Genomic DNA, 20,074 nt, shown 5'->3' with positions numbered 1-20,074 from the left:
TCACACCGTGCCTTCGAGGTCGCCGCGCATCCGCGTGCCCTGGGCGAACACGCCGGCCAGCACGAACAGCAGCAGCACGGCCAGCCAGGGCGTCAGCGCGAAGGCCTCGCCCAGGTCCAGCGGCGTGCCCTGGCGCGCGAAGTTCTCGTAGACCAGGTGCACGGCCAGGCGCAGCACTTCGATGCCGACCACGCGTTTGGCGATCGACTGCAGGCGCACCGCGTTCTCGGCCACGAAGGGGTCGCCGGCGCGCACGGTGTCCACGACGGCCAGCAGCCGCCGCAGGATCGTGTGCACCAGGAAGGCGCCGACTAGGCCCAGCACCATCACCGTGCGCAGCGCCGAGGGAATGCTGCTGTCCGGGCCTTCGACGACCAGGCCCAGCGGCACCCAGGGCCAGTCGGCGCGGAAGAAGCTGCTCGCCAGCAGGGTCGTGATGCCGGCCGCGTAGATGCCGTTGGCGACGGTGAGGATCTGCAGCAGGGGGCGGGAAACGGCGAGGGCGCGGCTGGCGGTACGGTTCATGGGTGGGGCCTCTGTGGCATCGTTGAACGATAATAACCATATCGAAAAACGATACAACCCTGCCGGAGGTCACGACGGGCCAGCCCTGGCAGCCGCGGCCGGTGCGGGCGTTCGGACGGCGCCGGCCGGAACCAGAACGGCCGCCTTTCGGCGGCCGTTCCGGGTTGCAGGGATCCGAACGCTCAGCGCTTCACCAGCTCCACGCGACGGTTCCTGGCGCGGCCTTCTTCGGTGGCGTTGTCGGCCACGGGCTTGCCCAGGCCTTCGCCGCGGGCGGTGAGGCGCGCCTCGTCGATGCCGTGGTCTTCGACCAGCGAGGCGACCACCGCATCGGCGCGACGCTGCGACAGCTTGAGGTTGGCCGCGGCGTCGCCGACGTTGTCGGTGTGGCCGACCACGTCGAGCTTGAGCGCCGGCTGGGCCTGCAGCAGCTTGGCGATCTGGGCGATGGTGTCCACCGACTCGGGCTTGAGCGAGGACTTGTTGGTGTCGAACTGGATGCCGTACAGGGCGATGTGGCCGGCGGCGTCCAGCGCCTTGGCCATCTCGTCCGAGCTCACCGTCACCATCTTGCGCTCGCGCGCCTTGGGCGAGACGGCGACCACCAGCATGGCGGTGCGGTTCTCCAGCGCATCGCAGTAGCTGCGGTCGCCGACCTGGTAGGCCAGCAGGCCCAGGGTGCGCTCGCCGCCGCTGCCGTCGGGCAGGGTGACCAGGGAATAGTGCTGTTCGCGCGGGGTGGCGCCGCTGGCGCACTTGCCGTTGCTGAAGTCGGCGTCTTTCACTCGTGCCTGCGGGTAGATCTGCTCCATCAGACCCTGGATGCCGCCGCCGTGGTCGTTGCCGTTGAGTTCGCCGCCGCAGTCGCTGTCGGTGCAGCGGTAGAGGGTCTTGCCGCCGCCTTCCTCGACCAGGTCCAGGTAGTTGCGCATCACTTCCAGCGGCGAACGATCGGCCGGGGCGATATAGAGCAGGCGGGTGTATTCGCCCTCGACCTCGCGGTTCTGCTTCGCCCGGTGCACCTGGTTGTTGTAGGCGTCGGTCTGGTCGGGCACGCGCTCGAGCGCGGAGGCCGGGAACTTCACCGCGTCGAAACCGCGGAACTCGTAGCTGACGATGAAGCTGCCTTCGTAGCGCTGCAGCCAGGCCGGGTCCTTCGCCCCGTCGATGTCGCGGGTGGGTTCGGTGGCATCGGCCCAGGCCGTGGTGGCGGCGAACATCAGGCAGAGCAGGGTGGGCAGGCGGCGCATCGGGTGGGTCCTTGGGCGGGGCGGGTGTGCAAGCGAGAACGCAAAGCCGCTGGCGGGACGGTCACCGGCAGCCTCGGGCCGGCTGTCCTGCGCACCCCCGCCCGTCAGCGCCGCTTGCCCGCGCCGGAAAGCGGCGAAATCCGGTGAAGCGGCGTTCTATACTCGCCGCACTTCACCCCGCCAGGAACCTCCATGCTCGGCACCTCCCTGATCCTCGTCGCCGCTGCCGTCGTCGTCGCCGTCATCGCCGCTGTCTTCTTCTTCTGGATCATCGCCCTGCGCCGGGTGGTGCCGGTGAACGAAGTGCACATCGTGCAGACGCGAAAGAACACCGTCTCGTACGGCAAGGGCTTCGACAGCAACACCTACTACGAATGGCCCTCGCGCTTCCCGCTGATCGGCCTGACCAAGGTCACGCTGCCGGTGTCGAACTTCGCCATCGACCTGCCGGACTACGCCGCCTACGACAAGGAGCGCGTGCCCTTCCTGGTGCACGTGATGGCCTTCTTCCGCATCAACGACTCCAACACCGCCGCACAGCGCGTGGCCTCGTTCGACGAACTGAAGGAACAGCTGACCGCCATCGTTCAGGGCGCCGTGCGCACCGTGCTGGCCGGCCACGAGATCGACCAGATCATGCTCGACCGCAGCCGCTTCGGCGAAGCCTTCACCAAGGAGGTGCAGCCGCAGCTGGGCGGCTGGGGCGTGGAGGCGATCAAGAACATCGAGCTGATGGACATCCGCGATTCCAAGGACAGCGACGTCATCCACAACATCATGGCCAAGCGCACCTCGGGCATCGAGCGCGAATCGCGCCTGGTGGTGGCCGACAACACCCGCCAGGCCGAGATGGCCGAGATCGCCGCCAAGCGCGAGATCGAGATGTCGCGGCAGCTGGCCGCCGAACAGGTCGGCCTGCGCACGGCGGAAAAGGACAAGAACGTCGGCGTCGCCAACGAGCAGGCCTCGCAGCAGGTGAAGGTGCAGCAGCGCGAGACCGCGGCCAAGGAAATGGACGTGGTGCAGGTCAAGACCGTGCGCGGCGCCGAGATCGACCGCGAGGCTGCGATCATCGCTGCGGCCCAGGCCAAGGACGTCGCCATCGTGCAGGCGGATGCCGCCCGCCAGGTGTCGGTGGTGACTGCGGAAGCCGCCAAGCAGGTCGCCATCGTCTCGGCCGAGGGCCAGAAGCAGCAGACCGTGCTGACCGCCGAAGGCCAGCTCGAGGCCGCCAAGCGCAACGCCGAAGGCATCGCCGCCGAGGGCAACGCGAAGGGCCAGGCCGAAACCGCGATCCTGATGGCGCCGGTGGACGCGCAGATCAAGCTGGCCGAGAAGATCGGCAGCGACCAGGGTTACCAGAACTACCTGCTGGGCATCCGCAACATCGAAGCCGCGCAGGCCGTGGGCATGGCCCAGGCCGAGGCGCTCAAGACCGCCGACGTCAAGGTCATCACCAATGCCGGCACGCCGGGCAAGGGCCTGTCGAGCGTGATGGACCTGTTCTCCGCCGACGGCGGCACCGCCGTGGCCAGCATGCTCGAAGGCCTGGCGCAGTCGCCCGAAGGCAAGAAGCTGCTGCAGAAGTTCAGCGGCAAGCCGGAGAAGGGCGAGGGCTGATCTCTTCGCCACGGCCTTCCTCGTGTCCCTCTCGCCTTGCGGCAGAGGGACGGGGAGATGGGTCGCTACGCCATCTCGACTTGGCCGATCAATCGCCCAGGATCAGCACCGGCGAAAAACCGCCGAAGATCATCCGCATGCCGTCGAAGGGCATCGGGTTCTCCTTCGGGTCCATGCGCGGGTCTTCCATCATCTTCTTTACCGCGCCATCGCGGGTGGCCTTGTCCGGCCATTCCACCCACGAGAACACCACGGTCTCGTCGGCCGTCGCATGCACGGCGCGCTGGAAGTCGGTCTGCTTCCCGGCCGGCACGTCGTCGCCCCAGCATTCGACGACACGGGTCGCGCCGTACTCCAGGAACAGCGGATCGAAGGTGCTCGCGTGGTCGATGAACTTCTGCTTGTTGGCGGTCGGAACCGCGATCACGAATCCGTCGACATAGGACATGGGGTTTTCCTCGGGTCGGGGAGACCGATGCTGCCGCCGGCCCCGTAAGCTGGTGTGAGGGCCGCGTGATGCGGTTAAGCTAGCCGGGACACAAACCAGGGGATGGGCATGAAGGGTAGGAGTCTGCACGGCGTGGTCTTGTCCGCGGTCCTGTTCGCGCCGGGCGCGATGGCCATCGTCCAGCGCGATGACGTGCCCGAGGCCGCCTACCGCGCCACCGCCGCCCAACTGCCGACGCTGGTCGACCTGCCGGACGAGGGCCATGGCCTGCTGGTGGCGCCGACCTGGGTGCTGACCGTGGCGCATGCCGTGACGCCCGGCGAGTTGGCGTCGGTGACGATCCAGGGCCGCAGCGTTGCGGTGGCCGAGGTGGTCCGTCATCCCGGTTTCCGCGCGCCGGATCCGGCGGCGCTCACCGGCGACGCCGCACCGCTGATGAAGCAGCTCGCGGCGTCCGCCGACATTGCCCTGGTCCGCCTGGCCGAGCCGGTCACCGACGTCGCGCCGCTGCCGCTCTATCGCGGCACGCAGGAAACCGGAAAGGGTGTGTGGCTGTATGGCAAGGGCGCCACCGCCACCGGCAAGGCCGGGGTGGATCCGCACTCGCCGCACCGCACCGAACTGCGGCGCGCCACCAACCAGGTCGAACGCGTGGACGGCGCCTGGCTGGTGCTGCGATTCGACGCACCGCCGGGCGGCACCGCGCGCGAAGGGCTGCAGGGCAACGGCGACAGCGGCGGCCCGGTGCTGATCAACCAGGGCGGCCAGTGGCAGCTCGCAGGCCTGATGTCGTGGCAGCAGTGGAAAGGCGCGCTGGAAGACTACCGGGCCAGCCGCTATGGCGCCGAGGCCTACCAGGTGCGCGTGTCGCACTATCTCGACTGGATCGACGCGACGATCAAGGGCGCCGCCGCGAACTGATCGTGGCGGTTTCCGCGGCGAGGTAGTGAGCTCAATTCCCGGCGGTCTGGCGCCGCGGATGCGGTGCTAGGGTAAGGCCCCCAATAGGCCACACCCACCGAAGGAGCCCGCCATGCCACTCGTCAAGCCGATCACGCCGCACCTGTGGTTCGACACCCAGGCCAGGGAAGCGGCGGAGTTCTACTGCGCGCTGTTCCCGGATTCGAAGGTCGACTCGCTGGTCACCCTGCGCGACACGCCCTCGGGCGACTGCGACGTGGTGGCTTTCACGCTGCACGGCCAGCCGTTCAAGGCCATCAGTGCGGGGCCGCTGTTCCGGTTCACCCCGGCGGTGTCCTTCATGCTCAACTTCGATCCGTCGCGCGAGAAGAATGCGCGCGAACGGCTCGACCGGACCTGGGCCGCGCTGATGGACGGCGGAACCGCGCTGATGCCGCTCGACGCCTATCCCTTCAGCCCGCGCTTCGGCTGGGTGCAGGACCGCTATGGGCTGTCGTGGCAGCTGATCCTGTCCGATGGCTCCGGCGAGCCGCGGCCGCCGATCATGCCGGCGCTGATGTTCACCCGCGAAGCCACCGGCCAGGCCGAAGCGGCCGGGCGTTTCTACCGCAGCGTCTTCGACGGCTCGCGCGAAGGCCGGCTCGAGCCGTATCCGGACGGCGCGGCGCCAGACGCCGACAGCCGCATCATGTTCTCCGATTTCCGGCTGGGCGAAACCTGGTTCGCGGCCATGGACAGCGGCCATGGCCATTCGTTCGGCTTCAACGAGGCGATTTCCTTCGTGGTCAGCTGCCGCGACCAGGCCGAGATCGACCGCTACTGGGCACAGCTGTCGTCGGTGCCCGAATCCGAGCAATGCGGCTGGTGCAAGGACCGCTTCGGGCTTTCCTGGCAGGTCACGCCGGCGGTGCTGGACGCCTACCTGAGCTCGGCGGACCAGGCTCTGGTGAGTCGCGTCACCCATGCCTTCCTGCCGATGCACAAGCTGGACGTGGCGGCGATCGAAGCGGCGGCGCGCGGCGGTGCCTGATCCCGGCCTCCGCCGCGGTCGCGCCGCAGCGGTGGCGCACAGCAGTCGCGCTCAGTCGCCCGCTGCGGCGGCGGGCGCGGGCGTCATCGCGTCGTAGACCTTGGCCACGATCCGCCATTCGCCGTCGCGCTTGAGCAGGCTCATGTGGTCGAGCGCCTTCATGTCCGGATAGTCGAGTTCGATCACCGCCGTGGCGACCTGGCCGGTGACGGTGAGCTGGCGGATGCTGCGCCGGCGCTGCGCTTCGTCGCGCGGCGCCTGGCCGCTGGACGAGGCGGCGATGTAGTCGCGCGCCGGCCACTGCCGGTAGGCGCCGTCCTTGAGGCCGATCAGCCAGCCGTCCGCGGCGAAGGCGCGCTGGAAGTGCCGGCCTTCACCGGTGGCGTGGCCGTCCAGATAGGCCTGCAGCGGCACCAGCGCGGCGGCGGTCTCGTCGGCGCCCATCGCGATCACGACCTTGCCGCGTGTGCGGCCCTCGCGGTTGTGCTGCTGGGCGGCAGCGGCCTGGTCGAGCGGATAGCTGCGCTCGATGTTGACCTTCAGCTGGCCGGAGGCGATCAGCGGCGCAGCATGGGCCAGGCCGGCAGGCACATTCCATCCCGGGGCCGCCGGGCAGCGGATGCGCGCATCGCACAGCGCCGGCGGCACGCTGCCGACGAGGGTGACCAGGCGGCCGCCGTCGCGCAGCACGGCCGGGGAGCGCGCCAGCGTGTCGCCACCCACGGTGTCCACCACCACGTCCACGCCGCGCACGGCATCCTCGAAGCGGGTGGTGGTGTAGTCGATCACCTGGTCGGCGCCGAGGCCGCGCAGGTAATCGTGGTTGCGCGCCGACGCCGTGGCGATGACGATGGCGCCACGCGCCTTGGCCATCTGCACCAGCATCGAACCGACGCCGCCGGCGCCGCCGTGCACCAGCACGCGCTCGCCGGGCTGCAGGTCGGCGCTGGCGATCAGGTAGCGCCAGGCGGCGATCGCCACTGTCGGGTACGCAGCCGCCTCCGCCATCGAATACGCCTCGGGCTTGAGGACGATCGCTTCGCTCGGCACCACCACGTATTCGGCATAACTGCCGCCGCGTCCGCGCGCATCGGCAATGCCGGCCACGCGCGCGCCGCAGGCGTAGGCCTGCACGCGATCGCCGGCCGCGACCACTTCGCCGGAAAAGTCGCCGCCCGGGATCGCGGGATAGGGCAGGGCGCCGCGCTCCTGCAGTTTCCAGTCCACCGGATTGACGCTGGCGTAGTGCACGCGGACCAGGACCTCGTCCGGGCCCGGTGCGGGCGTGGCGACGGTGCGCAGTTCCAGCACCTCGGGTCCGCCAGCGCGGGGCGCAATCGCGGCGCGCATCTGGGTCGGCACGCTGCCGCAGGCCAGCGGGGCGGCGGTGGCGAGGGAAGGCAGGAGCAACAGCGGGAGAAGCGGGAGCGTCCGGGTCATGGCAGGTTGGGTCGGTGGGTGTGCCGACAAGTAACGCGCAAGTGGTCGCGATCCGCCCTGCCGATGCGCCAGCCCGTGGTCGGGACACGACGAAGGGAGTGGATCGGCCGCCCGGGCGCCGCGCTCAGTCCAGCACGCCGGCCCGCGCGATCCAGTCCACCACGAAGTCGCGGAACACCTGCGAGCGCTGCGGCAGGTGTTTGCGGCTCGGGTACACCAGCGCCACCGGCGTCGGCGGCAGCTGCCAGCCGGGCAGCAGCTGCACCAGGCCGCCGCGCGCGATCTGCTCGCTCACCAGGTAGCGCGGCAGCCGGGCGATGCCCTGGCCGCGCAGCGCCGCGCGGCGGATGCCGACGAAGTGGTTGATGGCCAGCGTGCCCTGCACGGGCACGTCGATCGTTTCTTCGCCGCGCTGCAGCAGCCAGCGTCCTTCGTCGCGGAAGTGGTTGTTGCGCAGCGCCTCCAGCGCGGCCAGCTGCGCCGGCGCGGTGATGCCCTGCGGCGCGTGGCGCGCCAGGTAGTCGGGGCTGGCGACGACGATCTCGCGCATCACGCCCAGCGGCCGCGCCACCAGGCTGGCGTCGAGCGTGCGCGCCATGCGGATGGCGAAGTCGTAGCCTTCGCCGATCAGGTCGCGGGTGCCGATGGACAGGTCCACGTCGAAGCGCACCGCCGGGTGCAGCGCGCGGAAATCGGCCAGCAGGTCGGCAAGGAACCCATCGCCGAACGAGGTCGGGGCCGTCAGGCGCAGCAGGCCATCGACCTCGGTACGCACGGCCGAGACGGCGCGTTCGCCGTCGTCCAGGGCGTGCCGCGCCTGGCGGGCGAAGTCCACATAGAGCTGGCCGGCCTCGGTGAGTGCGACGCGGCGCGTGGTGCGGTGGAGCAGCTTCACGCCCAGCGCCGCCTCCAGCGCCGTGACCTGTTTGCTGACCTGGGCCTTGGACAGGCCCAGGCGCTCGGCGGCGCGCGTGAAGCTGCCGGTGTCGACCACCGTCAGCAGGGCCAGGGCCTGGGGGAAGCGTTGGCTTTTTGTTTCCATTGAGGAAACAGAATAGCCACTCCCGGCCCGATGATGCCAGCAACCCGCACCATTAGATTCTCTGTCGCGACCAATCGGGTCGGAGAGGAGATGGACATGAAGATTCTTCTGGTGGGTGCCCTGGGCACCGTGGGCCGCGCCGTGGCGGCCGAACTGGGCAGCCGGCACGAGATCGTGGTCGCCGGCCGCAAGGGCGCCGACCTGCCGCTGGACCTGGCCGACCCGGCCAGCCTGCGCGCGGCCTTCCAGCGCCTGGGTACGGTGGACGCGATCGTCTCGGCGGCCGGGCAGGTCGGCTGGGCACCGCTGCTGGAGCTCACCGACGAGCAGTGGAGGTTCAGCCTGGCGCACAAGCTGATGGGCCAGGTGAACCTGGCGCTGATCGGCCAGGCGCACCTGCGCGACGGCGGCTCGATCACGCTCACCAGCGGTGTGCTCAACCACGACCCGGTGGCCTACGGCGCGGCCGCCAGCCTGGCCAACGGCGGCATCGAGGGGTTCGTGCGCGCCGCCTCGGTGGAGCTGCCGCGGGGCCTGCGCATCAATGCGGTCAGCCCGGGCGTGCTGGTCGAATCGATGGAGGACCTGGGCGCCTTCTTCCGCGGCTTCCAGCCGGTGCCGGGCGCGCGCGTGGCGCTGGGCTACGCGCGTTCGGTGGAGGGCGGCGAGAGCGGAAAGGTCTACGCGGTGCACTGATCCGGGCCACGGCAGCTGCGCTAGCATGGCCCTCCCCATCGCGAGGTCCGTGCATGAATCCGTCCTGGCCCTATCCCGTCGGCACCCCGGGCACGCCCTGGGGCGCCGCCGAAAAGCTGCAGTGGCGCGCGCTGCAGCGCAAGCAGCGCAGCTACACCGAGGAGGTCGTCAGCGTGATCGACGGTCTGCGTACGCGCTTCGACGTCGCGACCTATGGCGAGCTCGACTACGGCCCGGACGGGCGCTACCCGCTGTTCGCCGTGCGCAGCCGGAGCTGGCGCGACGAGCTGCCGCTGATGCTGGTCACCGGCGGCGTGCATGGCTACGAGACCAGCGGCGTGCACGGCGCGCTGCTGTTCCTCGACCAGCATGCGGCCGACTACGAGGGCCGCGCCAATCTGCTGGTCACGCCCTGCATCAGCCCCTGGGCCTACGAGCGCATCCACCGCTGGAACGCCGACGCGATCGACCCGAACCGGTCCTTCCGCGCCGACAGCCCGGCGGGCGAATCCGCGGCGCTGTGGCGCCTGCTCGAACCGCTGCGCGACAGCGTGCGCATGCACATCGACCTGCACGAGACCACCGACAGCGACGAAACCGAATTCCGCCCGGCACTCAGCGCCCGCGACGGCAAACCCTTCGAACCCGACGGCATCCCGGACGGCTTCTACCTGGTCGACGACACCGAGGCGCCGCAGCCGGCGTTCCAGCAGGCCGTGATCGAGGCAGTGGCGAAGGTGACCCACATCGCGCCGCCCGACGCCAAGGGCCAGATCATCGGTTCGCCGGTGGTCGCGCACGGCGTCATCCGCTATCCGCTGCGCCAGCTCGGTCTGTGCGCGGGCATCACCAACGCGCGCTACCGGACCACGACCGAGGTCTATCCCGACAGCCCGCGCGCGACGCCCGAACAGTGCAACCGCGCCCAGGCGACCGCGGTGCGCGCGGCGATCGACTACGCGCTGGCGCAGGGCTGAGGCGGTGAGGAGCGGAGCAGGGCCGCTGCCGACCCGGGCGGCCGGCCGGATCGGCGCCTGGCTCGCGCTGGCCCTGCTCGCCGCCTGCGCGACCACGCCGCCGGGCCCGACGCCGGCGCAGGTGCAGGCCGACATCGCGCGCCGCATCCCGGCCTCGGTGGCCGACCGCGATGGCTGGGCCACCGACATCCGGGTGGCGTTCCAGGCGCAGGACATCGAACCGATGCCGGAGAACATCTGCGCGGTGCTGGCCGTGCTCGAACAGGAGTCGGGCTACCAGGCCGATCCGGCCGTGGCCAACCTGGCGGCGATCGCGCGCCGCGAGATCGAGCGCCGCGCGGCCGGGCTGCACATCCCGAAGTTCGCGCTCAATGCGGCGCTCAGGCTCGAATCCACGGATGGGCGCACGTACGAGGAGCGCCTGTCGCGGGTGCGTACCGAGCGCGAGCTCAGCGAGCTGTACGAGGACCTCATTGGCCGCGTCCCGCTTGGCCGGCGCCTGCTGGACGACCGCAACCCGGTGCAGACCGGCGGGCCGATGCAGGTTTCGATCCCGTTCGCGGAAACGCATGCGCAGGACTACCCCTATCCGGTGCCCGGCAGTATCCGCCACGAGGTCTTCACCCGCCGCGGCGGCATGTATTTCGGCATCGCCCACCTGCTGGGTTACCAGACGCCCTACACGCGCAAGGTGCACCGCTTCGCCGACTTCAATGCCGGCTGGTACGCCAGCCGCAACGCCGCCTTCCAGAACGCCGTGGCGATCGCCAGCGGCCACCGGCTGGCGCTCGACGGCGACCTGCTCACGCCCGGCGCCGCGCTGGGCCGGCCGGGCGAGACCGAACAGGCGCTGCGTGGCCTGTCGTCAGCGCTGGGCATGGACGCGCGCGGCATCCGCGAAGCGCTGGAGCAGGGCGGCGAACTCGGCTTCAACGACAGCGCGCTCTTCCGCCGCATCTTCGAACTGGCCGAGGCGCGCGCCGGCAAGCCGCTGCCGCGCGAGATGATCCCGGGCATCACACTGGAAAGCCCGAAGATCACCCGCGAGCTGACCACCGCCTGGTTCGCCACCCGCGTGGACGGCCGCTACCGCAACTGCCTGGCGCGCTGAGGCCGGCGCGGCGCCCCGCTTCCGTTACCCTTGCGGTGCGGCCAGCGCGGCCGCTTCGGGGGAACCAACGATGTCGTCGACCGTGCGCCGTTTCCGGAACGCCCTGCTGGCCTGCGCTGCCCTGCTGGGGCTGGCCGCCTGTTCCAGCAGCCACCTGCTGCCTCCGGAAACGCAGGGTCCGCCGGCCATGGTCGACGAGGGCGGGAAAGGGCGCCTGTGGGTGCTGAGCAAGCAGGAAGAAGAGCGCCAGGTCGCCGTCGGCAGCCGCCGCAACAGCGGCTGGCGCGAGGACACCTTCTTCCACTTCGACGTGAAGGCCTTCGACCCGGCCACGGCGCGGCCGTTGTGGAGCAAGCGCCTGTGGACCATCGGCGACCCGAAGGCCGCGGGCCGCGGTCCCTCGCGGGTGATCGGCTCGGCCGTGGACGGCCGGTTGCTGGGGCAGGAAGGCGAACGCGTCTGGCTGCTGCTGGGCGGCGAGCCGGTGGCGGTGCGCGTCTCGGACGGCAGCGTGGTCGCCAACTCGGAAACGATCCAGCAGCGCAATCCGGAGCTGCAGGGCCTGATGCCGGCGGACGCCAGCCACTACAGCTTCGACCAGGGCCTGGTGTTCATGAGCGCCGATGCGCGCCGCTTCGTCGTGCGCGGCGAGGACGCGGCCGCCACGCCGTACGTGCCGACGCCGGTGCCGGTGGTGGCGCCGCGCCTGAAACCCAACGGCATGCCGGTGATCGAGCCGATGCGGCCGCTGATGCCGGCGCCGCTGCGCCTGATCGAACTGGGTGGACAGCGCCTGGGCCTTTACTCGGAGAAGGAGGCCGCTGACGCCGCCGACGACCGCTTCGGCGACAACCTGGAGTTTCCCTACAGCATCCTCGACGAGGGCGCGAAGACCCGGCGCACGTTCTGGCGCGTGCAGCTGCAGGAAACCGAACGCTTCGAGGAGAAGTTCAGCCACATCGGCAGCCTGACGCCGCTGCCGGACACGCCGGTCTTCCTCAACGGCCGCTTCCTGAAGCTCGACCTGCGCGACGAGCCGCTGCGGCTGGAGAATCCGGCCGGCGTCGCGGTGTGGCACCTGACCCGCATCGACAGCGCGGGCCGGCTGGCCCTGACGCGCCTGGACGAACAGCTCAAGACCCTGTGGCGCGCCGAACTGCCGCTGAGCGAAAGCGGCATCGCCAATCCGGTGCGCACCTGGGTGCTCGACGGCCACCTGGTCGCCGTCGGCAACCTCGAGTCGGAGTCCGAACACATGACGAGCCGCGAGCAGCATCTCGTGTCGGTGGACCTGGCCACCGGCGCCGTGCAGGCCTGGAATTTCGAGCGCGAGGCGGCGGTGCCCTGAGGCCGCAATCTCACTTGAGCCAAAGGATCAGGAAAGCCAGGGCCATGATGACGCCGAAGAACTTGGCGATGGCCCTGGCGCCCCGCAGATGGGTGCGGCCGGTGGCGACCTGCCAGCCGCCGTAAGCCAGGCACAGCACACCGAACAGGAATACGCCGCCCAGCAGGGTGAGCACGACCACTGCCTGTATCCGCGTGCCGTTGAAGCGGGCGCTGTCGCCGTAGACAACCACCTGGTACAGGATCGGGCCGACGAACCGCAGCACGCCGCCCATCAAGGCCGTCAGGATCAGTCCGCAGACGATCAACAGCGCGCCGAAGCGGCGCGACCAGCGCCGCGACTGCAGGCCCATGCCGCAGCGCTCGCACTGCGAGCGGAACTTGTGGGTCTGGAAACCGCAGGCCGGGCAGGTGCTCAGGTCCTCCGGATCGCTGCCGTCGCCGCGGCCGTGGAAGAAGTCGGGCTTGCCCGGCGTGTCGCGGTTGAAATGGGCCTCGGCGCGCCGGGCCTCGCGCCAGGCGGGGCCGGGTACCGGCACACTCAGCCGCGAGAACTCGGGCGGCAGGACCGCGCCCGAGGAATTGACCCGCGGCGCGGTCTTGAGCGTCATCTCCAGCGTGGCGACCGGGTCGCCGTCCACCAGGCGGGCTTCCAGGATCTCGGGGTTGCCGCGTTGCGGCAGCGCGACCCGCCGTCCGGCCAGCCACAGGCCATCGGCTTCGGCGATCACCTCGAGGCCGCCCGCGGGCACCGACTCGGGCATCGGCAGCTCGTTGTAGGGCGGACCCCCGCGCCGGCGCTCCATCGCCAGGAATGCCGTCCACGTCGCCTCGTCCACCGGCCATCGCGCGAGGGCATCGGGACCCGGGGCCAGGCGCAGCCAGCGTCGGAGCAAGGACAGGGCCAGGGCGGTCACCGGGGCGCGGACGTAGCGGCCAAGGGTAATCCGGTTCCGGCCCCGTGGCGCGCCGGGGCCATACTTTCGCCACGGGCGACGGCCCTGCCGCGGTGTCACTGTCCGGGCTCCAGTCCACCCCGGGGAGCCCATCCACATGTCCACCACGCGTCGCGACCTGCTCAAGTTCGGCACGCTGGCCGCCGCCAGTTCGCTGCTGCCGTCCCTCGCCGCGGCCTCCGCGCCGGCGGCGGTCATTCCGAAGGCGGCCAAGCCGCTGCGCATCCTGATCCTGGGCGGCACCGGATTCACCGGTCCGTTCCAGATCAACTACGCGCTGGCGCGCGGCCACAAGGTGACCATGTTCAACCGCGGCAAGCGGCCGTCGCCGGAATGGCCGGGCGAGGTCGAGCAGCTGCTGGGCGACCGCAACACCGGCGACCTGAAGTCGCTCGAGGGCCGCGAGTGGGACGTGTGCATCGACAACCCGACCAGCCTGCCGTTCTGGGTGCGCGACGCCGGCAAGGTGCTCAAGGGCAAGGTCGGCCACTACCTCTTCATCTCCACCATCTCGGTGTACGCCGACGGCGCCAAGCCGGGCATCGCCGAAGACGCGCCGCTGGCCGTGTACAAGGGCAAGGACGCGATGGCCGAGACCCGCGACAGCCTGGTCGCCGACATCGAGAACCTCTACGGCCCGCTCAAGGCCCTGAGCGAGGCCGAGGCGCACAAGCAGTTCGGCAAGAACGTCACCATCGTGCGCCCGGGTTACATCGTCGGCCCGCGCGACGAGACCGACCGTTTCACCTACTGGCCCAAGCGCATCGCCGAAGGCGGCGAAGTGCTGGTGCCGGGCGACGGCCTGGATCCGGTGCAGATCATCGACGGCCGCGATCTGGGCGAGTGGATGATCCGCCTGGCCGAGGCCGGCACCACCGGCACCTTCAACGCCTGCGGACCCGACTACACGCTCACCACCGACGCGATGGTGCACGGCTGCCACGCCGTCACCGGCGGCCCGGTGCGCTTCACCCACGTCACGCCGGAGTTCGTCGAGAAGAACGAGGTCGGCCTGCCGATCTGGGTGCCGCGCGAGGGCACGCCGTTCTCGGGTTACGGCGCGGTGAGCAATGCCAAGGCGATCGCGGCGGGACTGACCTTCCGGCCCCTGGCCACCACGGTCGCGGACCTGCTGGCCTGGTACCGCAGCCAGCCGGCCGAACGCCAGGCGGAAGTGCGCGCCGGCCTGACCCGCGAGAAGGAAGCCGAGCTGCTCAAGGCCTGGCACGCGCAGAAGGGCTGAAGCGACCGGCCCCGCGCACGGGGCAGGGGGGGCAGGTTCCGGCGGCCGCCTCGGGGTCGCCGGTTCTCCGCTCGCGGTTTCCAAGGGATACTCCGGCGTCGCCACGGCGGTCCCGCCTATCACCTATGAAGTCCATGCTTTGGATCCTCCCGATCGTCCTGGCCCTGCTGGCCGGTTTCTGGCTGCTGGCGCGCGCCATGCCGCATGCGAACGCGAAGCCGACGACCGAACCGGTCACCGCCGCCCATGTGGACGCCTTCCTGGCGCCGCACCGGGCCACCTTCGAGGCTTCGCGCCGGCCGGTGCACCACCTGTCGCTCGAGCCCTTCGCCGACGACGAGCCGACCGCCAGCAAGGTCGGCGGCCGCGCCTGGTGGCCGCAGGACGAGCCGGCCCCCACCGGCTCGAAGGGCCAGCCGCTGGTGCTGCTGGCGCAGATCAACTTCGCCGAGCTGCCGCCGACGCCGGGCTATCCGGACCGCGGCCTGCTGCAGTTCTTCATCACGGCCAACGATTTCTACGGCGCGAACTTCGACGGCCAGCTCGGCGAGGACGAGCTGACCCGGCAGCGCGATTTCCGCGTCGTCTATTGGCGCGACACCGAACGGCCGTCGCAGCGGCTGCCGCTGGTCACCGGCGACTACCTGCCGCACCGGCCGGAGCAGCCGTTGCGCATGGGCTTCGAGCCCGGGCGGGAAGGGCTGAGCGCCGTCGACGACCGCTTCCAGGCGGCGTGGCCCGGCGGTCTGTATGCCGCCGCCGAAGCCCATGCCGCGCGCCAGGGGCTGTCGGCCGACGACCTGGTGTCCGCGGTGCATGATCGGTTCGACGGGTCCGGCCACAAGGTCGGTGGCTATCCGCATTTCACCCAGGAGGATCCGCGCCGCGACGGCGGCTTCGAACTGCTGCTGCAGCTCGACACCGACGACCGGATGATGTGGGGCGATTCCGGCGTCGGCGGTTTTTTCATCCGCCCCGACGACCTGGCCCGCGCCGACTTCAGCCGCGTGCTCTACAGCTGGGACTGCTACTGAGTCCGGGCGGGCGAAGCCCGCCCCGGGGGCACGGCCGGGTCGGTCACCGCCGTGATCAGCGCACCGGCGAAGAAGATCAGCGCCGCGTAATACATCCACACCAGCAGGATCACCAGGGTGCCGAAGGAACCGTAGGCGCTGCCCGGCGCGGCGCGCGCCAGGTAGACGCCGATCGCCCATCGTCCGAACACGAACATCGCCGAGGTCACCAGGCCGCCGGCCAGGGCCTGCTTCCAGCGCACGCGCCGGTCCGGAAGCCAGTGGTAGAGCAGGGCAAAGGCCAGCACGTACAGCAGCAGGGTGACCGCATTGCCCAGCGCCGGCACCAGCGAAGGCACGTTGGCGAAGGCCAGCTGCACGGCCGTGGTCAGCAGCATCGACACCAGCAGCAGGAAACCCAGCGCCAGCACCACCCCGAACGAAAACAGCCGCTTGCGCAGCCAGGCGACCGCGCCGCCGCGCAGGTGCGTCGCGTCGGTCACGAAGATCTGGTTCAGCGTCGACTGCAGTCGCGCGAACACCGTGCTGGCGCCGACGAAGAGCAGCACCGTGCTCCAGAAGCCCGCCAGCGAGCCGACGCCGGGCTGGCGTTCGGCGTTTTCGATCACGGTGCGGGCGACGTCGCGGGCATCGCGGCCGGCGAATTCCTGCATCTGGTCGAGCAGCGCGCCCTGGGCCGACGGGTACAGCGAGGCCGTCAGCCACAGCACCAGCACCAGCAATGGCGCCAGCGACAGCAGTGCGTAGAAGGCCAGCGACGCGGCCTGGGTCGGCAGGTCGATGGCCTGGAACCGGTCGACGAAGCGGGCGGCGCGGCTGCTCCGCCAGCGCGTCGCCCATTGCCGCCATTCGCGAATGGCCACAGCCGCGATCAGTGCAGGTTTACCTGGCCGACCTTGTCCTGGTAGTCCTTCTTCGGGTCGACGCCGAACAGCATCTTCACGCCGGCGAGCAGGTTGTTCTCGTTGAGCCAGACTTCGGCACTTTCCGAATCCAGGCGCAGCAGGGTGAGCTTGGGGTCGTCCTTGCCCTCGTACCAGGCGGCGATGAACGGGTTCCACAGGCGTTCCACCACCGCGCGGTCGAGGTCCTCGTGCAGGGTGCCGGCGATGCTGGCGAACAGGTCGTGGCCCTTGGACGCGAATGCGGCGATGGCGCGGCCGCCGGGCTGCAGCTTCTGCACCAGCAGGTTGTCGCGCGAGGTGAAGAACCAGATCGGGCCGTGGCCGTCTTCGACCATCGCGGTCATCGGCCGCGAATGCCCGTCTTCGACGCCGTCGAGGCCGAGCATCATCGTGCGATCGGATTCGATCGCTTTCCACAGCTTCTGTTCGAGATCCTTGGACGTGTTCATGGTGGCTCCTTGGGGGGGAAGGGAGGACTGGCTGGCCAGTCACCTGCACCCTAGCGCCACCGGAGTTGCCACCGCATGAAGCCCGCGCACCGCGCGGCGGGCAACCGGAAAAAATTACACGCCGGTCAGGGTGCGTGCGGCGTCGCGCCATCCAGCGTGAACCGCAGTTCGCTGCTGGCGCCGAGGCGTGCGACGAACTGGCCGTCGGCCGTGGCGCGCAGGTCGTAGAGTCCGATCGGCGTGACCAGGGCCGCACGCGCCAGCCCGTGGCCGGGATACAGCCCGACCAGGCGCAGCGTGTCGCGGTCGGGCTGGGGGAACTGGTCGAAGTAAGCCTTCAGGGCGCCCTCGGGCTGCAGCGTGCCGATGCAGCTTCCATCCTCCTCGGTGAAGTGCGCAGCTCCCGTGGCGTCGTCGTCGCGGAGCGTGCCGCGGAAGCGCGTCGCCGCCGTCGGGCAGGGGCCCGATACCAGTCCGGCCGGCGCGGCCTGGAAGGGCGCCGCGAGCATCGCCGCACTCTGGTCGATGGATGACACCCATTCCATGTTCGACAGCAGCGTCGCCGCGGTCTGCTCGGCACTGGGCAGCTGCGGCCAGGTGACCAGGCTGCTGCGCGCGCCCAGGGTGACGCCGGCATGTTGGGCGCGCAGGCGGCCCTCGAGGTCGGTGAGCGTGCGCCAGCCAAAGCCGACGGTGTAGTCGTCGCTGCGCACCTCGGAGCCGTCGTCGAGCCGGGCCGGCACAAGCATGTCGGCGAAACGTTCGGCCGACACCACTTGGCCGCGCTGCATGCGGCCGCCGAATTCCGCCAGCGCCGACGCCGTCGCGCCGAAGCCGCCGCCGCCCCAGGTATAGCTGTAGTCGTGGCGCGGCGCCTCGACCGCGCGACCATCGCCGTCGAGTGCGTAGGCCTTGCTCGCGTCCGCGTCCCCGCCGTGCGTGGCGTCGGGCCCGATGCGCAGGCCGGGCGTGACGTGCCGTGCGACGTAGTCGAGGAAAGACTGGCCAGAGCGCGCCTCGACCACGGCGCTGATCAGGGTGTAACCCCAGGACGAATACGAGTAGGCACGGCCCGGTGCCGACAGCAGCGGCCGCTCCCGGAAGATCGCGACCGCATCGGTGGCGCGCGGGTAGGCTATGCGGCCGCGATCGGCGTCCTGTGCCTGGTAGTGCGGCAGGCCGGCGGTGTGCGCCGCCAGCTGCCGCAGGGTGAAGGGCGCCCACTCCGGGTTGACGCCGTCCCACAGGGTCGCCACGGGCGCGTCCAGATCGAGCTTGCCGGCATCGGCCAGCTGGGCCGCAGCGGCGACGGTGATCAGTTTGGAGACGCTGGCCAGGCGGAAGACCGTATCTGCATCCACCGGCCTGCGCGCGGCGAGGTCACGAAAGCCGGCGCTGCCGCGCCAGACGATGCGGCCGTCCTGCCAAACCGCCGCGCCCATGCCGGGCACGCTGTTGTGGGTCACCAGCTCCGCCAGCAGGCGGTCGGCCTGGCGCGCCGCGGTGGCCTGGTCGACGCGTGCGGGCGCCGTTGTGTCGTCGGCATGCGCGACGCCAGCGAGCGGAACCAGGGCGAGCAGCAGGCTGGCGCGGAACAGGGTCATCGGCGTCTTCCGTAAGGGATGCAGGTAGAACGCCTGGGATTGCGCCGCGTTGACAGGCTGGAGTGGGTCGCAAGGGGCCGCGCCGATACATATATATGTATCGGCCGCCGCGCACGTGGAACGGGCAACGTGGAACCTGCCGCCTCAGTCCGCCGTGCGCAGCCGCGCCGCATGCATCGCGCGGATGATGCGCAGCAGGTTGCCCTCGTCGAAGCTGAAGGCCCGCTCGGTGTCCACGCGGTGAACCATCACCAGGCCGTGTTTCGGATACACGCCCAGCATGTGGACGCCGAGGCCGGTGTGGTAGAAGGACGCGCGCGTTTCGCCTTCGTCGGGCACCAGCACGTTCCAGAGTTCGCCGTAAGCCAGGCCGTAATCGGCGTTGAGTATCGACACCGGCCGCGTGCCCTGGTCGATCCATGCGGCCGGCACGAGCTGGCGACCGCGCCATTGGCCGCGGTCGAGATAGAGCTGGCCGAACAGCGCCAGGTCGTGCGCGCTCAGCCGGAAGTGGTAGGCGCGGTAGCGCGAGAGGGTGGGGTCGAGGCTGCGGAAGCCGTCGGCGTCGCCGGGGAGGTCCTGTCCGTCGCGCGGCCAGGCGTAGATGCGGCCGCGGAAATCGCGCATGCCCAGCGGCCGGGCGATGCGCTCCTGGAAGGCTTCGTGCACGCCGAGGCCCGCGCAGCGTTCGAAGATGGCGCCGGCGACGTTGAAGTCCCAGTTGTTGTAATAGTAGTGTTCGCCCGGCGCGTGGCTGCCGCGCGCCGGACGCTGCGCCGCCATGCCTTCGCTTTCCGCGGCGGCCGGATGGTAGACGCCGCTGCGCGACTGCAGCAGCTGGCGCAGGGTCGCCGATTTTTCGGCGGCGCTCAGGCCGGGCGCGCGTTCGTCGATGCCGTAGTCGCCGACCGTGCGCTCGAGCGCGAGGCAGCCCTTGCCCAACTCCTGGCCGATCAGCGCGTGCAGCAGCGGCTTGCGGATCGAATGCACCAGCCGGCGCTCGTGGATGTCGCCCCATTCGAAAAACACCTTGCCCTCGTGCACCAGCAGCATCGATTCCGAACCGGCCTCGGCCAGCACCTGGCGCAGCGCCTCGAGCCCGGACTCGGAATAACCCGCCGCGGCCGGCGGGATGCGTTCGAAGGCATCGGCGGCGGGCGCGCCGGAGGCGATCAGCAGAACGAGCAGCAGGCTCCGGACCATGGGTGCCTCCCTGGGGTACCGGCGATGCTAGCGACGGCCCGCGCCGCACCGCAATCGTCGCCGGAGGCGGCGCGCCGGACGACGGGCGAAAAAAAAACCAGCTCCGGTCGCCCGGGGCTGGCTTTCGAGGCGGCGGGGCCGCCGTCGGATCAGCGGATGCTTTTCAGACGGGCGGCGCGGCGGCGGGCGCGGGCTTTCTTGTTCATGGTCAGGGCCTTGGGGCGTGGATGGGGGCGCGAGTGTCGCACATCCGGGGCCGCCGGAGGCGGCGGA

Annotated in this window: 19 protein-coding genes; 9 read left to right on the top strand and 10 right to left on the bottom strand. The window is 70.5% G+C overall.

Going from position 1 to position 20,074, the window contains the following annotated elements:
* Together E1B00_RS03310 and E1B00_RS03305 are read right to left on the bottom strand one after the other, a co-directional pair.
* On the bottom strand, positions 1-525 hold the full coding sequence (locus E1B00_RS03310; RefSeq protein ID WP_139445659.1) for a DUF2975 domain-containing protein: 525 nt from the start codon (positions 523-525) through the stop codon (positions 1-3).
* 182 nt (positions 526-707) lie between these two features.
* The gene (locus E1B00_RS03305) at positions 708-1,775 is read right to left on the bottom strand and encodes an OmpA family protein (protein ID WP_139445656.1); all 1,068 of its coding nucleotides are present in this window, start codon (positions 1,773-1,775) and stop codon (positions 708-710) included.
* A gap of 192 nt (positions 1,776-1,967) precedes the next feature.
* On the opposite strand from E1B00_RS03305, the gene E1B00_RS03300 reads away from it, so the two are divergent.
* Positions 1,968-3,395 carry an SPFH domain-containing protein gene (locus E1B00_RS03300; RefSeq protein ID WP_139445654.1) on the top strand — a complete coding sequence of 476 codons (1,428 nt, stop codon included), beginning with the start codon at positions 1,968-1,970 and terminating at the stop codon, positions 3,393-3,395.
* A gap of 88 nt (positions 3,396-3,483) precedes the next feature.
* Here E1B00_RS03300 and E1B00_RS03295 read toward each other — a convergent pair whose 3' ends face one another.
* Positions 3,484-3,843, bottom strand: a complete 360-nt coding sequence (locus E1B00_RS03295) for a DUF1428 domain-containing protein (RefSeq protein WP_139445651.1) — start codon at positions 3,841-3,843, stop codon at positions 3,484-3,486.
* A gap of 108 nt (positions 3,844-3,951) precedes the next feature.
* Here E1B00_RS03295 and E1B00_RS03290 point away from each other — a divergent pair, with 108 nt between their 5' ends.
* A complete protein-coding gene (locus E1B00_RS03290; protein ID WP_139445648.1) occupies positions 3,952-4,764 on the top strand; it encodes a S1 family peptidase in 813 nt (270 codons plus the stop codon).
* Positions 4,765-4,876: 112 nt separating this feature from the next.
* Positions 4,877-5,794 carry a VOC family protein gene (locus E1B00_RS03285; protein WP_139445645.1) on the top strand — a complete coding sequence of 306 codons (918 nt, stop codon included), beginning with the start codon at positions 4,877-4,879 and terminating at the stop codon, positions 5,792-5,794.
* Positions 5,795-5,845: 51 nt separating this feature from the next.
* Here the strand turns inward: E1B00_RS03285 and E1B00_RS03280 are convergent, their stop codons facing one another.
* Positions 5,846-7,234: a nuclear transport factor 2 family protein gene (locus tag E1B00_RS03280; RefSeq protein ID WP_176693107.1), complete on the bottom strand. Its 1,389-nt coding sequence runs from the start codon at positions 7,232-7,234 to the stop codon at positions 5,846-5,848.
* Positions 7,235-7,358: 124 nt separating this feature from the next.
* A complete protein-coding gene (locus tag E1B00_RS03275; protein ID WP_139445642.1) occupies positions 7,359-8,276 on the bottom strand; it encodes a LysR family transcriptional regulator in 918 nt (305 codons plus the stop codon).
* 96 nt (positions 8,277-8,372) lie between these two features.
* Between E1B00_RS03275 and E1B00_RS03270 the strand changes: the two genes are divergently transcribed.
* From E1B00_RS03270 to E1B00_RS03255, 4 genes are all read left to right on the top strand, one after another.
* Positions 8,373-8,972, top strand: a complete 600-nt coding sequence (locus E1B00_RS03270) for a short chain dehydrogenase (RefSeq protein WP_139445639.1) — start codon at positions 8,373-8,375, stop codon at positions 8,970-8,972.
* Between the two features lie 53 nt (positions 8,973-9,025).
* The gene (locus E1B00_RS03265; RefSeq protein WP_139445636.1) at positions 9,026-9,949 is read left to right on the top strand and encodes a M14 family metallopeptidase; all 924 of its coding nucleotides are present in this window, start codon (positions 9,026-9,028) and stop codon (positions 9,947-9,949) included.
* Positions 9,950-9,953: 4 nt separating this feature from the next.
* Positions 9,954-11,060: a DUF1615 domain-containing protein gene (locus tag E1B00_RS03260; protein WP_425456431.1), complete on the top strand. Its 1,107-nt coding sequence runs from the start codon at positions 9,954-9,956 to the stop codon at positions 11,058-11,060.
* Between the two features lie 70 nt (positions 11,061-11,130).
* Positions 11,131-12,408, top strand: a complete 1,278-nt coding sequence (locus tag E1B00_RS03255) for a PA2928 family protein (protein WP_139445633.1) — start codon at positions 11,131-11,133, stop codon at positions 12,406-12,408.
* Positions 12,409-12,418: 10 nt separating this feature from the next.
* Here the strand turns inward: E1B00_RS03255 and E1B00_RS03250 are convergent, their stop codons facing one another.
* Positions 12,419-13,324, bottom strand: a complete 906-nt coding sequence (locus E1B00_RS03250; RefSeq protein WP_139445630.1) for a zinc finger Ran-binding domain-containing protein — start codon at positions 13,322-13,324, stop codon at positions 12,419-12,421.
* Positions 13,325-13,460: 136 nt separating this feature from the next.
* Between E1B00_RS03250 and E1B00_RS03245 the strand changes: the two genes are divergently transcribed.
* Positions 13,461-14,606 (top strand): NAD-dependent epimerase/dehydratase family protein, encoded by a 1,146-nt coding sequence (locus tag E1B00_RS03245; protein ID WP_139445628.1) that lies wholly within the window; start codon positions 13,461-13,463, stop codon positions 14,604-14,606.
* Positions 14,607-14,740: 134 nt separating this feature from the next.
* Positions 14,741-15,640 (top strand): YwqG family protein, encoded by a 900-nt coding sequence (locus E1B00_RS03240; protein ID WP_176693106.1) that lies wholly within the window; start codon positions 14,741-14,743, stop codon positions 15,638-15,640.
* Here E1B00_RS03240 and E1B00_RS03235 read toward each other — a convergent pair.
* The 4 genes from E1B00_RS03235 to E1B00_RS03220 all read right to left on the bottom strand — a co-directional run bounded on the left by E1B00_RS03235 (position 15,634) and on the right by E1B00_RS03220 (position 19,801).
* A complete protein-coding gene (locus tag E1B00_RS03235; RefSeq protein WP_425456430.1) occupies positions 15,634-16,503 on the bottom strand; it encodes a YihY/virulence factor BrkB family protein in 870 nt (289 codons plus the stop codon). The two genes, E1B00_RS03240 and E1B00_RS03235, sit on opposite strands and share 7 nt — an antisense overlap.
* 8 nt (positions 16,504-16,511) lie before the next feature.
* On the bottom strand, positions 16,512-16,994 hold the full coding sequence (locus tag E1B00_RS03230; protein WP_139445622.1) for a pyridoxamine 5'-phosphate oxidase family protein: 483 nt from the start codon (positions 16,992-16,994) through the stop codon (positions 16,512-16,514).
* A 125-nt stretch (positions 16,995-17,119) separates the two neighbouring features.
* A complete protein-coding gene (locus E1B00_RS03225) occupies positions 17,120-18,598 on the bottom strand; it encodes a serine hydrolase domain-containing protein (protein ID WP_139445618.1) in 1,479 nt (492 codons plus the stop codon).
* Positions 18,599-18,742: 144 nt separating this feature from the next.
* Positions 18,743-19,801, bottom strand: coding sequence for a serine hydrolase domain-containing protein (locus E1B00_RS03220; protein WP_139445615.1), 1,059 nt, complete (start codon positions 19,799-19,801; stop codon positions 18,743-18,745).
* Positions 19,802-20,074: the final 273 nt, after the last annotated feature.

Origin of the sequence: Arenimonas terrae (genome assembly GCF_006265115.1) — a bacterium.
Lineage (GTDB): Bacteria > Pseudomonadota > Gammaproteobacteria > Xanthomonadales > Xanthomonadaceae > Arenimonas > Arenimonas terrae.
This window is presented reverse-complemented; position numbering and strand designations above follow the sequence as displayed.